We start from the raw sequence: 13761 nt of genomic DNA, 5'->3' as shown, positions 1-13761 counted from the left end.
CATGCTAGACGCCGCCTCCGACGATCCGGGGTCCGTCGGGGTGCCAGGTGGTGCCGTACCCGTGGCGGGTGCAGCGCGGACAGATCGCCATCCACTCGCCGGGCGAGCCTGGCACCGGCAACGCGTCAGGGCGACCCTTCACCCGCCGCCACTCGTGCCCGCCGAACGGCTGGCCGCACACCGGGCACGGCTCCCAGAACATTCCGTACCGCGCCGCGACCCGTTCGTGTACGCCCCGCCACGAGTACGGCAGCCATGACGCCCAGTGCCGCCGTTTCCGCAGCACACCCCCTTGCCGGGCGCGGGGCCGTCGCTGGGAGGCGCTGAGCGGGCCTGCGACGTCCCGGACGTAGTCATCCAGGAAGACGGTGAGGACGTCGGCCGCATGGGCGACGTTGACCTCCCCATCCTCTGCTGTGACCTCGACGAACACTAGCTGGTCCTCGGGGTGAACCACCTCGCTGGCCAGCTGCGCGAGGACCTGAACCCGTTCGGCCGCGAGCCGCTTGTGTACCCCCAGCGTGTCCAGGGCGGCAACAGCGGCCAGCCACCCGTCCACGTCAGACGGCAGGTGCGCCCGCACGTCGTAGTCGCCGACCCGCACCGTTGTGATGGTGGTCGTCACCGGCTGTCTCCCCCGGCTGTGACACCTGCGGGCAGGCTGGCGAGCACCGGGCCGGTCAGCTGCGCGTACTCCTCGCGGGTGACACACCGGATGCGCGCCTCATCCCAGGTGGGTGCGTCGACGAGCTCGACGCCCGTGACCCGCCACCCCGGCTGCAGCCGACCGTGCCGCACGTAGTCGCCGGACCGCAGAACGTCCGGGTCGGACGGGATGGCCCATTCCACACCGGAAAGATCAACGGTGACGGGTGTCGGCTGGTCGAGGACACCCGCCGGGGAGGCTTCTTCAGCGGACGGCCGAAGGTAGCCGGCGCCCATCAGCTGGCCGCCTGACACCCAGGCCAGCTGCAACACGCCGACGGAGGCCGCGTCCGCAGGGTCACCGCGCCGGTCGACCAACGGCACCGGCAGGTTCCGGACGTCGACCGGCAGCTTCTCCGGGTTATAAATGCGCCGCCGGCCGCCGTGCTCGAAGACGGCCAGCACCCCGCACCACGGCACCAGGCCGGCGTTGGCGGCGTCACCCGGGTCGAGCAGGTCGCCGCGGCCCGGGGCGGGCACGCAGTCGCCCCAGTTCGCGGCGATCGCGTTGTGGAGTTCCGTCAGGGCGGCTCCGGTGCTGGCGACGGCGGCCGCGATCCGGTTGCCGCCGTAGCGGCCGCCCACGTCGACACCGCACCGTTCCAGAACGTCGGTGAGGTGGCCGAGGTCGAACAGCTGGCGGACGATCAGGAAATGAGCGGCAGCCTGGGCGGCCGCACCATCCCCCTCGGACGCGTCCACGACTGTTTCGCTGGGTACATCCACGCTACTAATCCTCCGGAAAGTTAAACATTGAAGTTTCTGGTGGTTGGGTGCCTTCGCCGGCGGCGAGCTGCTCCCGCAGATTGCGCGCCGTCTGATCCAATTCGTCGCCTGTCTGCCCGTAGGGGGCGGCCGCTGCGAGAACCACCGCGGTCACGTTGAGGACGAGCAAACTGTTGAGGCTGCTGCGGCTACACGCGTCGACCAGCCGCGCCGCCTCCCCTTGAGACAAAACAGCGCTGACATCAGCGAGGTTGCGGGGACGGTGAGCTTCCAGCTCGTCAGCGGCGGCGGCCAGCAGCGGCGCCACGAACTGGTGCGCCTGCCCGCACACGCTTCCCGACGGCGACGACCAGTGAACGTCGTGCGTGCCAGCCAGCAGCCTCGGATGGTCGGTGCCGCCGCGGAACTCCACGTACTCGCCTTTGTCCATGCCCGCGCACACTGCTTCGTCGCTGTCAGGCTCCGGATACCGGCACGTGTACAGCGCCGCCGCAGCAGGCGCCGCCGCCGGTTGAAGCGTCTGGTACAGCAGCACCCCCATGGCGGCGACCAGCACCGCCAGCGTGCCCGCCAACGCGACGGTGACAGCTCGGGACGCCCGCTTGTTCCCGTGTTTGGCGCGGCACCACCGAACGTAGGCCCACACGCCGCACGCGGCGAACACGACGACGAACACACCCACCAGGACGGCGTAGTCGGCTTGGCTCACGGCTGCGGAAAGCTCCTAAATCTGGGGGGAACCCCTGCACCTACAGCCGGTGGCCGGGCGGTGACGGGGTGTACGACCTACCAGGGTGGCGGGCGCGGCCCCACCAAACAGCCGATTCGCCCCACCTGGCCGGGGCGTGCCATCTCAGCCACGGCTCACCGCCGCCAGCACCCACCGCACCGCCGCCGCCTGGCTTTTCAAACCGTCCGTCGTGTCGCGCGGCTGATACCTGTGCCAGGCGGCCGACAGGGGCTGGTAGTTCGCGTGGGCGTACCACCTCGACGCCAACTGCCGGCCACGGGTCCGCGCCTGCCCGATCACCCCCAACACCTGCGACCAGTCCGAAGGCCGCTCCGCTGACCCGGTCACCACGTAGTAGGCGGGGCCTTCGCCGTTGTTCCAGTAGCGCAGCAGCGGCCCACCCGGGTGCAGCCACACCCCGGCCACCGGCAGCGGGGCACTGCCGTACCCGACCTGGTCAACGGTCATCGTGTGCCACTTCCACCGGTCGCCGGGCCCGCCGAAGGGGGTCGCGGTGGGCTCGTTGTCGAACTCGAACTCGACGACCTTCCCGCACCCGTCCGGCAGCGGGCACACCAGCTGCACCGCGGCCTGCCTCGTCGCACCGTCGGGGCTTTCCTCGCCCTGCTGGCGCACCACCCAACCCCGCGCGCACCCCGGCCGGTGCTCAACCGGCTGCCACGCGAAGTACTCGTAGTGAACGCCCGTGCCGTTCACGCCGTACCGCCCACAAGCTTCTGGCACGCCTCGCAGTACCGTTGCCCATCCTGGCGGGACTTCCCCAGCGGCCGCTGGGCGCGGGCGCCTGCCCGCTGGGGCGGCTCGGCAGAGCTGGGATCAGACATGGTGTGTTCCTCCACAACTCGGCAAAACGGGGCCTGTCAGATGCCGGACGGGTGAGGGGCGAGGTAGGCGGTGATGACCGCCTCCCCCCACGGGGCCTGGCCGGCGCCGACGAGCTGCACCGCCGTCACCCGCCACCCGTTCAGCAGCACCACCTCACGGATGCTGGAGCCGTCGTGGCCGTGCTTACGGGTGCGGGCGTCGTCGAAGTGGACGGTGACGTGCTGAACGGACGCGATACAGGCGGCGGCGACCCGGCCCGCCGGGGTGGAGGTGTCCACCCGGCCACGAGCCCGTATCCTGCGCTGTTCGTCCACCCACACGTTGTCGACCAGGCCGACGAGTGCGCCGTCCTGGTCGCGCAGCGCGGCGGGCGGCCCCACCGGCTGGTCCTCCCCGGCGCAGATGATGACCAGCCCGCCGCGGTCGGGAACACCGCACCGGGCGATCGTCCCCGCCCACGGCACCGGATCCATGATCAGCGGCTGCAGGTTCGCTTGCAGGGCCGCGCCGATACGCCGCACGTTACGCACCGCCCGGTGCGCGGCCTCCAGTTCTTTCACACCGTCCCGGTGGTCGGTGGGGCTCAAACCGTCATCGTTGGAGCGCAGCAGCGCGTTGACGCACCGGTCGGCGTCGCCGAGCTTCTCCTCCACCTCGTCCAGGATGGTGAGCAGGCCCATGACGGTTTCCCGCTGGTCGGCCAGGCGGCGCCGGTGGGAGGCGTCCACGCGACCATCGGCGCCAGTGACGATCATCGTGTTTTTCCTTTCCAGGTCAGGGCTGCGTTGATGGTGTGCTGGGCGTCGGCGAGGGCGGCCCGGTCGGTTTCGTCGGCGCGGCCGGTTTCCTGAATGGTCGAGATGCGGTGCACCGCCTGGTCGAGCGCGTCGGAAACCCTGGTGAAGGCCGGCCCTTTGCTTCGGTCCGCGGTGAGGCAGGCGTTCACCGCGGCGATGACGTCCGGCTCGGTGAGCAGGTCACGCGCCGCGGTGATGCTGGCCACCTTGGCGTTTCCGGCGTTGGTCTCCTTGATGGCGGCCCGCGCGAGGCGCAGTGCGGGCCGCACTGCCACCCGGGCGTCCCCGCACGCGTCCACAGCTGGGGCGGAGCGGCCAGGCGCGGGCAGGGCGGGATACGTCGCGGTGGCGGGACCCCACCCGCATGAGTAAGTGGCGAAGACGAGCAGGGCGGCGGCGAACAACCCGCCGCCCCGGATGGGCTTCACAGAAGATGCCGCCTTTCAACGATGAGACGCCGCCCGGGAAGCTCCTGGGCGGCACAAACGAATGATCAAACCTGGGGTGGTGTCGGGGTCGGCCCCGGCGAAAACCCTGCGGCCTGCGTCGCTTCCGGCAGGGTGCGGTGCACGTCGGCGGTTTCGCGGAAGTCCAGCCACCAGCTGGCGGAGAACCGTCTGCGCGTCCTCGGCGAGCTGCTCGGCGGCGTGCCGTTCGGCGCTGGTGAGCGGTACCAGGCTGTGGGTGCCGCTCACCGGCCACCGTCAGGGGTGAGCGCGGCACGAAGGCGGGCAGCGGCTTGGCGCGACAGCAGCCCGGTCCGGCGCAGCTCCTTGATTTCGCGGTGGGCGGCGACGATCACCGTTGAACTTCTGTCCGCTTCCCGCATAGTGGCTTCGAGCAGCGCGACGCTTTCCTGCGCGGCCACCCGGTACAGGGCGGCGGCGTGGAGGGTTTGAGCCGGGTCGTGGCCAGCGGTGAACAGCTCAACGAACCGTTCAAGCCGCTGCCACCCGGCTTGAATGTCCTCTACCCGGATATCGGCGGGCTGCGCCTGCCCGGCCTGGGTGGCGAGGAACTCCGCGCCGTTCAACGCCCGCACCGGGTCACGCGGCCGCCCCGTCGGCGAAGGAGTAGCGAACAGGAATCCCAGCAGGTCGAAAACGGCTTGCGCCTCTCCTACGGTGAGCGCCATCAGTGGCCACCGTCCCCGCCTGGCCGGGTGTATCGCTGCAGTTCGAACCGCCACGACAAGGCCAGGACGTCCCGCAGCCACGGGTCGGTGCCTCTGAGCAGGATTTGCGCTTCCTCTTCGGCGCGGGCCTGCCGCTGCACCCGAAACGGTGCGTCCTCCCCCAGCTGGTGGCTGGCCCACACGCAGTACAAGGCTCGGGCGACCGGCATCAGCTGCACCAGCACCTTCCGCGGGTCGGCGGCGCCGCCGAACAGCTGCCTGGTGCGGGCCTGCAGCTCCTGGTCCTGGCCGTGTTTGCAGGAACAGCGGCCCTGGTAGCGGGATCCTGCCAGGCGGGCCGCGAGCTCGGCGACGCCAGCTCGGGTCGCCGAGCCGCTGTCGCCGCCTGCGGCGGCGGCGGCTTCGAACGCGGCGACGAGTTCCCGCATCTGTTCAACCGTGAGGTCGCCGGGCGAGGGAATCACCTCGTCGACCATGCCGGTGTCGTAGCAGCGGCCGCAGTCAGGGGCGGTGTCCTGCCCGCCCCTGCTCGGGGCGATGTCATCTCCGGCGTCCCGCGGGGCGGGCAGACCAAAGGGGCCTGGGGCGTCTGGCCCCGGAGGTTCGTTCATCACAACAACGTCCGTTCTGGTGTCGGGTGCCGATCCGCCCGCCCAGCCTTCGGACGGCTGGACGGGCGGAAAGAAAACTCAGGGCCGCGTCTACAGGTCGTGCGGGGCCGTCTCCTGGCCGCGCAGCCAGCCGACAGTGGCCAGCCACGCGCGGTGCTCGACAGGATCGCGGCGGCCCAGTCCGCTGGCGGTGCCGAGGGCGACGGCGAGCGTGTTCGCGACCAGGGCGTGGCCGACGCCGAGGAGCGCTTGGATCAGGGCGGCATCGCGTTCCCGGTCGGCTTCGCTGACGGACTTGGAACCACGGTTTCCGGGGTTGCTGCAGCTGGCTGCCAGCAACGTCCGGGAGGTGGTCAGGGAGTCGATGGCGGCCAGCAGGTTGTCCTGGCCGGTTTTCGGGTGTGCGGGGGGCATCGGTTCTCCTGGCAGACAGGCGAAAGGCGCCCCGTTCTGGGGCGCCTTTCGCGTTTACAGGTCATGGAGGTCGAACAGGCCGTCACCTTCGGTTCCGGTGGCGGCGTGGGCGTCGAACAACGGCGGCGGCGTTGGTTTGATGCCGAAGTCCGTCGGCGTGGTGTCGATCCATGCAGGCATGCGAACCTCCGCAGCTCATCCAATGAATGCAATTCATACACTACACATGTGTGGTGACTGCTGCAAGTGTTTCACTACACCCTGCGGGGAGGGCGTTTTTTCGTGGAAGTCTCGGTCACCCGGGATGGGCGCGGCAGGTGGCGCAGCTGCGCCCGCACCTGGGCGCCGGTCCCCGACCCCATCAGCAGGTGCGCGGAAACCTCGGGGCGGCAGGTCCGGCAGGGGCTGACGAAGTCACGGCCATCGGATCCCGTCAGGGTGATCCACCCGTACTCACAGCCGACATGCAGGCACTCGCAGGTCGCGAACGGGCAGGGGATCGCCATGTCACCCACACCTCCTAGGAGGGGACAATGATGATTGACATCCTTCATGTGGAGGATACGCGTCGCGACCGACAGAAACACCTGCATAAGTGCGATCACACGGTGTGCCCGTCACTCACGGGACACAATCGGCTGCCATGAGCGACGACGTGTTCGATGTGCGGGCACTCCTGCCCGGCCTCGACGAATTCCCCCCGACCCTTTACCTGTCACCCGAAGTCGGCGACCCGGCGGCCGACCTGCTGCCGCTGATGACCCACCTCGGGCTGGCACCCCTCACCCTCACCGGCGGCGGCGGCCACACCACCATGAGCCTCTACAAGGCGCAGGGCCGGCAGTGGCAGGTCAGCATCGGCGCCCGCCGCGACGTGGAAGTGCACTGTCCCGGCCCGGCGGGCGGCGACCTGCCCTTCCTCACCGGGGTCACGATCACCGACCCGGCGCCGTGGTGCGGCGCGGCCCTGGAACAGGGGCGGGCGCTGCTGTTCGTCGGCCCGCCCCTGCCATGGAAGCGCGGACAGGTGAGCATGCCCCAGGTGCTGTCCATGCTCGGCACCCGCGCGGCGTGCGCCGGCATCGTCCCGGTCCGGCCCGCCCACCTCTGCGACCCCTTCCAGAACACGGCCGCCACCTCCTGACGGCGGGCACGAAGAAGGGCTTCCGCCCTCGACAGCGGAAGCCCTTCGTTCACGCGCGGCGCCTACCCCCACTGCACCGCCGGAGCCCACCAGGACAGACCCGGAAGCGCACGGTTACCGCAGGTCAGAACAGTCATGACTTTTTCCTTCCACGGGGGCTATTGATGCAATTCATACACTACAGGCGTGGGGTGTCAGTTGTACATTGTCCCCATATCTCAATTACATAAAGAAGCGCCTGGGAGGCCCGCTTCGGGCAGGAGCGCGCCGCAGCGGCACCGCGTGAAACTACTCCGGGCAACAGTCGTACGCCGACACCGTGACGGACATCTGACCGCCCACGCAGCCGCCGTCGGGGCCGAGGGGCCGCCACGCGCCGACGAGAAGTTTCCGCGCTGAGCGGCGCCCCTCCTCGCTGTCACGGAAACAACAGGTCACAGCGCGGCGCATCGCGGCCGCATCATCCAGGATGACCTCAGCGTCGCGGGTCATCCGATCCGCGCTCGGAAACCGCCCCCGATTGTCGACCTTCGCGGCGCACCGGTAGGCGCCCACCTCCAGCTCGACCGCCCACAGATTCAGCGGGCACCTCTCCACCTGGGCGACCCGCTGCGGCCACGCCGCGGTCGTCGGCCACATCTCCGCCACCCGCACCCACGCCTGCCCGTTACCGTCGCCGCAATCGCAGCACAAATCCGCGGCGACCTGCGCGCCGGGCAGAATCGAGCACCGGCACGCCGCCCCGCCCACGCTGGCCGCCAACGCCTCGCAGAAGCAGCCCAGCAGCTCCTCCGCGAGACCGAACGCCACCTGGTCGACGTTCACGGCCATGACGTCCTCCTCAGCCGGGGCCGATCCGGCGACAGCACCCGGGACCGTTGCCGCAACCCGTACGGGTTCACCGCGCTGAGCCACAGGTCGACTTCGGGGATGCCGGTCCGGCCGCGGTCCAGGAAATCCATCGGGTCGACGAAACCAACTGTCACCCCCTGCCGGGTGATCGTCGTCACCCGTTCGGGGAGCCGGCAGCAGTCGTCGCCGTTGCACGCGTTCAGCAGCTCACACGCGTACGTCGAGTAGGCGTGCATCGCCGCCTCGTCGAGCGGCAGCCCCCGCGTGTACGTCACCAGGAAACCGCCGCCGCCGACCTCGTCGACAGGGGCGGTCAGGTCGGCGCATTCGGGCCAGCATTCGCCGTCGACGCGCACCAGTTCGCGGTGCAGGTCGATCCGGTACGCCTCCGGCGGCAGCTGCACCCCGTCGACCACCACCCGCACGATCTCCTGCGCCGGGCCTTCCAGATCGACTTTGCACACGTGGCAGCAGGAGCAGGCGCCGGAACAGACGCGGCAGTTCACCCACCCGGCGCCGGTCAGCACCGGGTAGAACGGCGGCCCGACCCCGATGTCCAACGGCCCGCCGCCACCGCACGTCTTCCCGCACGGGCGGACCGTCAGCTCGCACACCCCGTACTGGTTGCCGGCCAGCGGCGACAGGATCCTCGCGGCGATCCTTCCCAGGCGGGTCCGCAGCGCCGGGTCGGCGTCCGCCCAGCCCGGGCAGCACGACGGGTCCGGGTCAGGGTCCGGCCAGCAGGGACCGTGGTCGATTACCCCCACAAGCCACCCCTCTCCCCCAACCACACTGTTACAAAAACGCCCCTTTTCAGGGGTGAGGGCTCCGTCTTCGAAGGCCGAGGGCGGAGCCCTGGGGCCGGAACGCCCGGCCGTGCCGCTACGCGGCCAGCGGGACGCACCCGCAGGCAGGCTCGGGCGGCGGCACCGTCGTCAGGTGCAGGTCCATGTGGTCTTTCGACCCGATCGGGGTGAGCAGCGGCCCCGCAACGTTCGCGGCATTGGTCGCGTCGACGTCGTGCGGGCCGACACCCCAGCCGGACCCCTTCTCCGACCGGCCCGACAGGGTGAACGTCGTCTCGCCGTTCTGAATCTCAAAATCACCGATGATCATGTCTTTGAGCCACGGGATCAGGAAGTACCCGTACTGCGGCAGGCCCGTCGCGCCGCAGCGCTCCCCCGGCACCTCCGACCAGATCTCCAGGCCGACACCACCCGCGCAGAGAATGTCCTCGCCAATACGGTTTCCGACACTGGTGCCCTGCCAATCCAACACCGTCTCATAACCCGACAACAGGGTGAAAAGGTCTGGGTCCACACCGCAGAGGTTGATCTCGAAGTTCACCCATTTCAGCTGGGGGCAGTCCTTCGATGCTATGCAGATCTTCCCCGCGGCGTTCTTCACCTCGATCTCATCGCCCTCCGCGATCTCAGGCGAGTACGACGCGGTGATGAGCCCGTCCGTAGTAACAACGGAGCAGGGACCCACGACCGGAATACCGCACGCGTCGACCTTGGTCGCACGGACCACCAGCCCGTGAATCGACTTCCAGCATGTCGCCGGCAAAGGACGCACCTCCCATCGGAGTTCGCGCCCGGCCCACGACCAGCGGCAATCTACGAGGTCAGGCTATCCGCTGCGCCGCTCCCCTTCCGCCTTACCTCGCACGCGGCATGTCTGCCCCAGGCCAGTGCGCGGCCAGCCGATCATCCCTGCCGACTGGCCGCCGCTGTTCAGCCCGCACCAGGCTAAGAACGGGCAGGCTCCTGGCCCAGAGTATGCTGCAGCTTGACAACGTTCAGGCCCGCCGCGCGGGCACGGGTCGACTGGCCGGTGTCGTAGGTGAGCAGCGTGACACCGCCATCCACGAGTGGACTGATCGCCACCGCCCTGTCGATGATCTCGTCATCGGTGTTGGGCAACCGCACATGCCCCGGCGGGTCAAAAAGAATCTCCGCAGTGAACTTACCGACAGGCGCAGGGTTCCCGTCGCTGTCCTTAGCCAGAGCACTCCGCTCCCGGATCACCGCTATTTCAGCGGGCGCCTCAAACCTCCGGTCGATGAAGCTCAACGTATACCCCGCCCGCCACCGCACATGGTTCTTACCGCTCTCCTTCAGCTGGTCGAGTTCGTCGATGACCGCCATCGGGAACAGCAGGTGAACCTGCTCCCCTTCCACCACGTCCAGCAGAGGGCCGGGGTTCACCTCTTCCAACTTCTCCGAATGCTGAATGTAGAAGGTGGTGTCCGCGACGACGAAACGACCGCCGAACGACCAGCGGCCCACCTGCTGCGTCAACGCCTGGACGGCGGCGGCGAACGCGGCTTCCCGCTCCAGCATTTCGAGGTAGACGTTGCCCGCGAGCGTCATACCGAGAGCACCAGTGATCGCACCGGCAGACATGATCGCCTGCTGGAGTGCCCAATACCGGTCGGTGAAGATGAGCCTGTTCATGTCCGCCGTGCTGATCTGGCCACGAAGGGCTGCGGCGGCTTCCTGCGCCCACCGCAGGAAGCCCACGCACCGCTGAAACGAGTCGCCTTGACTCTGAACAGCGTTGACCAGGTCGAGATGGGCGCGGTGAAGAACACCTTGAACGTTTTCCTTTTTCGCCCCAGGCAAGACGGTTATGAGCATCCGTCCAGCATGCCATCCTCAGACCACCCGTATGCCACGAACAGCACCGTGCCGAGCTTCCGGTGTGCCCGTAGGATCGCCGCACGGCGCTCGGGCTTCTGGCCGGGTCGACGGCGGGTGGGGGCTGACCACGTCATGGTGTGCCGGTGCCGGCCGACTACCCCGGGCTGTCCCGCGCCCCGCACAAGGCCGCCCCCGGCTCAACACGCCGGGGGCGGCCCTCCTCGCCAGGCATCGAGCCGGGCGGCACGCGCGTCTCAGCGATTACGACGTTCCGCGTCGTAACCAGACAGACGCTGCGCTGTTGCCTGCGGAATCCCGGCGGCGCGCAACGCCTCGTAGTCCTCCTCGGCCCGCTCAGCTTCGGCCTCCTCCAAACCGGCGACGTGCTCGGCGACCCTGGTCTGCCACCCGGCGTAGGCCTCCTGGAACTCCTCCTCGGTGATTTCCACCGCCCCTTCGGGCAGACCCCCGGCGCCCGGCTGTGACTCGTTGATCTCACCGATGCTGCCGCCCTGGCTGCGGAAGTACCGCGTGTGCTCGCCGTTACGCGTTTCCATACGTTCCCCTTCTACAGTGCGAACACCATCGCACGGATGTACGACTGAATCCTGTTGTAGGTGGCTCCGGCCAGGCCGAACCCCAACGCGATGTCCAAACTCACGGTGATCGTGGCGCCCGGCGGAATCGTCGTGTTGCCCAGCACTTTGGTGGTTTGAGTGTGGACGTCCGACACGGTCGCGGAGCCACGATTTTCGAACCGGTACATTTCGTCGCCGTAGACGAAGTGGCCGGCCCTGCCGCCCGGTGGAATAACGAAGTCGACGTCGACTTCGACCGACGTGATAGCGATCGCTGGCCGACACGTGTCCGGGTTCGTGATGTCCAGCGTCCGAGTGGTCACCACCGTGCCGCCTGTCGTGGTCGTCGCCGGCACGACAGGGTTTGCGGGAAACAGCTCGTTGAGCGTGGTGGTGAAGTACTGGTACTTGGCGCGCGGCTCCGCCCGGAGCTGTCCGGAGCTGTCGCAGTACACACCGCCCGCGTTGCCGTTGACGTCACACGGGTAGGGCCACGCCTGCACCGCGGCCCTCAGCGGAGCTCCCGCAGACCCGTCACCAGTTAGGCCGCACTGGAGCGCGAGCGTCGATGCTGTCACTCGTAGCCCGTTCGGGCCGCACTCCAACGTGTTCGCCGGGTCCGGGTCGACGACAGGGGAGGCCGTGATCGGGTTACCCGCCGAGCCGTCCCCTGACATGGCGATGCAGTCGCTGTCTGCGGTGACGACGCTCGCCCCGCCGCCTGTCGGCACGTAGATGCCGCCATCGCCGCCGAAGGCCGCGCTGTTCCCCGCATCCGTGCTCAGGCGCGCACGCATCTGGTTGGCGGCGTCGTCGTACACCAACCCATCGCCAAAGGCACCGCCGACACAGTCCTGCACCGCCTCGCACATCACCGCCACCCCGGCCGGGCCGGTCGTGAGCAGGTTACCCGCGGCGGGATCACGAATCACAGCGGCGGTGATCGGGCTCCCCGCCGACCCATCCCCGGACATGTCCACCGTCGGCGAGTCCTGCACGGCCACCGTCGAGCCACCACTGGCCGCCACGTAGAGGCCGCCGTCGCCGCTGATGGACACCTGGTTACCCGCATCGTCGGAGATGTTCGCGGCGATCTCACCAGTTGTCGGGTCGTAGCTCACCCCCGGCCCGGCGGACAGGCAGCCGCGGACCTGCGCGCACTCCACGTAGAGCCCGTCCGGGCCCTCCTCGATGAGGTTGGTGCCACCGCCGGGCGGGGTCGGGTCCAGGATCACGTCACCTTGGACGACGTACGGGTTGCCGGCCGACCCGTCGCCGGTCAGCTCCAAGTCGAGGGTGGGGCTGTCCTGCGCCTGCAACGAGGTGCCGCCGGGCGGGACGAACAGCCCGTCGTCGGAGCCGAGGGCGACCTGGTTGTCCGGGTCAGCCGAGATGGCGGCGCCGATGACGCCCGTGGCGGGGTCGTAGGTGGCACCGGCCCCGGCCGACAGACAGGGCCGCACCTGCTCGCAGGTGACCGCGGCGCCGGTCGTGCTGATCACGTACGGGGCGGTGGTGCCTCCGTCGCCTTCCACGGTGATGTTGTCGCCGGCGACGACGATGCATTCGCACCGTCCGCCGCCACAGCCGCATCTGCTCAAGGGTGCTCCTGTAGGGAGTGCCTGAGCCCGGCCCGCAACCAGCGGCTGTTCCACAGACTACCGTTGGGCCTTCTTCCAGGGCTTGCCTTGGCTGTGCGGCCGGTGAAGGACGGAGCGCAGCCAATAGTCAGGGGCGGAAACACCCGCCAGTTCATCAAAGGGCTCGGCGTCTAGATCGAACCCGCCTCGACGGCCATGCAGTGCACGGTCACCCCCGAGGCGGGCTGCGGCACCTGGACGACTGAGATGCCGAGGAGGGTCACCGCTGGGGAGCGGCGGACGTTGAACGTCACCGAGCTCGCTGACAGGGAGGTGATCCGACACTCCGTAAGGTCAGCGACGCCCGTCTGTGTCGCATGAGTGATCACGGGCACGCCGGTGAAGGCCGGATTGAAATTGAAGACCACGTTGCCCGAAGCGTTGGTGATGCCTGTGGCGGCGAATACACGCCGTCTTGCTGGCGTGTATTCGCCACTGGTGGCCACTGGTTAGATCTCGCGCGTGGAAAGCACGGCGAAGTCGCTGCCGACTACACCGGTGAAGGTGAACTCGTCCTGCAGGCTCTCGCCGGCTTCGCCTCCGCGGTCCACGCTCCAGGTGGCCGTGGACCCAGCGGGAAACACCACCGCTGCTCCGCCACCGATGCTCACGGTGGGCGCGCCAGCGAACACCATGAACGTCACCGAGCGGGCGCCCGCCGCGATGGTGACGGCGCCTGCCCCAGCCTGGCGCTGCGCCGTGCTATCGATCTGCGGATTCACTGCGGGCGTCTGCTGGGCGTCGCAGCGGACGACGGTGCCGGTCGGAGTGTAGGCCGTGGTCCCATCGAGCGCGGTGTCCGTGACGACGGTCGCGCCATCCTCGGTGCTGTAGCGGCGCAGAAAGCTTCCGGCGTCGTCACACAGGATCTCGTACTCGTCATCGGACGTGGCTGCTGCCACGCTTCCGCTGGTACCGGACATGAGGAAACCTCCAAG

General features: G+C 68.9%; 21 protein-coding genes. 1 reads left to right on the top strand and 20 read right to left on the bottom strand.

Annotated features, from left to right (window positions below):
* Positions 1-4: 4 nt before the first annotated feature.
* From ABT352_RS23215 to ABT352_RS23160, 12 genes are all read right to left on the bottom strand, one after another.
* Positions 5-625 (bottom strand): hypothetical protein, encoded by a 621-nt coding sequence (locus tag ABT352_RS23215; RefSeq protein WP_350946989.1) that lies wholly within the window; start codon positions 623-625, stop codon positions 5-7.
* On the bottom strand, positions 622-1431 hold the full coding sequence (locus tag ABT352_RS23210) for a hypothetical protein (protein ID WP_350946988.1): 810 nt from the start codon (positions 1429-1431) through the stop codon (positions 622-624). Before ABT352_RS23210 ends, ABT352_RS23215 begins: the two co-directional genes overlap by 4 nt.
* A 4-nt stretch (positions 1432-1435) precedes the next feature.
* Entirely contained in the window at positions 1436-2140 is a 705-nt protein-coding gene (locus ABT352_RS23205) for a hypothetical protein (protein WP_350946987.1), read from the bottom strand.
* Between the two features lie 144 nt (positions 2141-2284).
* Entirely contained in the window at positions 2285-2878 is a 594-nt protein-coding gene (locus tag ABT352_RS23200; RefSeq protein WP_350946986.1) for a hypothetical protein, read from the bottom strand.
* Complete coding sequence (locus tag ABT352_RS23195; protein WP_350946985.1) at positions 2875-3006, bottom strand: hypothetical protein; 132 nt, start codon at positions 3004-3006, stop codon at positions 2875-2877. The genes ABT352_RS23200 and ABT352_RS23195 overlap by 4 nt, the downstream gene beginning before the upstream one ends.
* 36 nt (positions 3007-3042) lie before the next feature.
* Positions 3043-3762, bottom strand: coding sequence for a hypothetical protein (locus tag ABT352_RS23190; protein WP_350946984.1), 720 nt, complete (start codon positions 3760-3762; stop codon positions 3043-3045).
* Positions 3759-4079 carry a hypothetical protein gene (locus tag ABT352_RS23185; protein ID WP_350946983.1) on the bottom strand — a complete coding sequence of 107 codons (321 nt, stop codon included), beginning with the start codon at positions 4077-4079 and terminating at the stop codon, positions 3759-3761. Before ABT352_RS23185 ends, ABT352_RS23190 begins: the two co-directional genes overlap by 4 nt.
* Positions 4080-4495: 416 nt before the next feature.
* Entirely contained in the window at positions 4496-4939 is a 444-nt protein-coding gene (locus ABT352_RS23180) for a hypothetical protein (protein WP_350946982.1), read from the bottom strand.
* Positions 4939-5550: a hypothetical protein gene (locus ABT352_RS23175; protein ID WP_350946981.1), complete on the bottom strand. Its 612-nt coding sequence runs from the start codon at positions 5548-5550 to the stop codon at positions 4939-4941. The genes ABT352_RS23180 and ABT352_RS23175 overlap by 1 nt, the downstream gene beginning before the upstream one ends.
* A gap of 90 nt (positions 5551-5640) precedes the next feature.
* A complete protein-coding gene (locus tag ABT352_RS23170) occupies positions 5641-5964 on the bottom strand; it encodes a hypothetical protein (RefSeq protein ID WP_350946980.1) in 324 nt (107 codons plus the stop codon).
* 54 nt (positions 5965-6018) lie between these two features.
* Positions 6019-6144, bottom strand: coding sequence for a hypothetical protein (locus ABT352_RS23165; RefSeq protein ID WP_350946979.1), 126 nt, complete (start codon positions 6142-6144; stop codon positions 6019-6021).
* A 74-nt stretch (positions 6145-6218) separates the two neighbouring features.
* On the bottom strand, positions 6219-6470 hold the full coding sequence (locus ABT352_RS23160; protein ID WP_350946978.1) for a hypothetical protein: 252 nt from the start codon (positions 6468-6470) through the stop codon (positions 6219-6221).
* A 137-nt stretch (positions 6471-6607) separates the two neighbouring features.
* On the opposite strand from ABT352_RS23160, the gene ABT352_RS23155 reads away from it, so the two are divergent.
* Positions 6608-7108, top strand: coding sequence for a hypothetical protein (locus ABT352_RS23155; RefSeq protein ID WP_350946977.1), 501 nt, complete (start codon positions 6608-6610; stop codon positions 7106-7108).
* Positions 7109-7396: 288 nt separating this feature from the next.
* On the opposite strand, the gene ABT352_RS23150 is transcribed toward ABT352_RS23155, so the two are convergent.
* The 8 genes from ABT352_RS23150 to ABT352_RS23115 form a co-directional block, all read right to left on the bottom strand.
* Positions 7397-7939: a hypothetical protein gene (locus tag ABT352_RS23150; RefSeq protein ID WP_350946976.1), complete on the bottom strand. Its 543-nt coding sequence runs from the start codon at positions 7937-7939 to the stop codon at positions 7397-7399.
* The gene (locus ABT352_RS23145) at positions 7930-8727 is read right to left on the bottom strand and encodes a hypothetical protein (protein ID WP_350946975.1); all 798 of its coding nucleotides are present in this window, start codon (positions 8725-8727) and stop codon (positions 7930-7932) included. Before ABT352_RS23145 ends, ABT352_RS23150 begins: the two co-directional genes overlap by 10 nt.
* 115 nt (positions 8728-8842) lie before the next feature.
* Positions 8843-9493 (bottom strand): hypothetical protein, encoded by a 651-nt coding sequence (locus tag ABT352_RS23140; RefSeq protein WP_350946974.1) that lies wholly within the window; start codon positions 9491-9493, stop codon positions 8843-8845.
* Positions 9494-9711: 218 nt separating this feature from the next.
* Positions 9712-10602 (bottom strand): PIN domain-containing protein, encoded by an 891-nt coding sequence (locus tag ABT352_RS23135; RefSeq protein ID WP_350946973.1) that lies wholly within the window; start codon positions 10600-10602, stop codon positions 9712-9714.
* Between the two features lie 257 nt (positions 10603-10859).
* Positions 10860-11162, bottom strand: coding sequence for a hypothetical protein (locus tag ABT352_RS23130; protein WP_350946972.1), 303 nt, complete (start codon positions 11160-11162; stop codon positions 10860-10862).
* An 11-nt stretch (positions 11163-11173) separates the two neighbouring features.
* Positions 11174-12784, bottom strand: a complete 1611-nt coding sequence (locus tag ABT352_RS23125) for a hypothetical protein (protein WP_350946971.1) — start codon at positions 12782-12784, stop codon at positions 11174-11176.
* Positions 12785-12954: 170 nt separating this feature from the next.
* Positions 12955-13269 (bottom strand): hypothetical protein, encoded by a 315-nt coding sequence (locus ABT352_RS23120; RefSeq protein ID WP_350946970.1) that lies wholly within the window; start codon positions 13267-13269, stop codon positions 12955-12957.
* Between the two features lie 3 nt (positions 13270-13272).
* On the bottom strand, positions 13273-13725 hold the full coding sequence (locus tag ABT352_RS23115) for a hypothetical protein (RefSeq protein ID WP_350946969.1): 453 nt from the start codon (positions 13723-13725) through the stop codon (positions 13273-13275).
* Positions 13726-13761 lie beyond the last annotated feature (36 nt).

The sequence above is a fragment of the Streptosporangium sp. NPDC000563 genome (assembly GCF_040299985.1).
Taxonomy (GTDB): domain Bacteria; phylum Actinomycetota; class Actinomycetes; order Streptosporangiales; family Streptosporangiaceae; genus Streptosporangium.
Note: the sequence above shows the minus strand (reverse complement) of the source record. Positions and strands in the feature narration are given on the sequence as shown.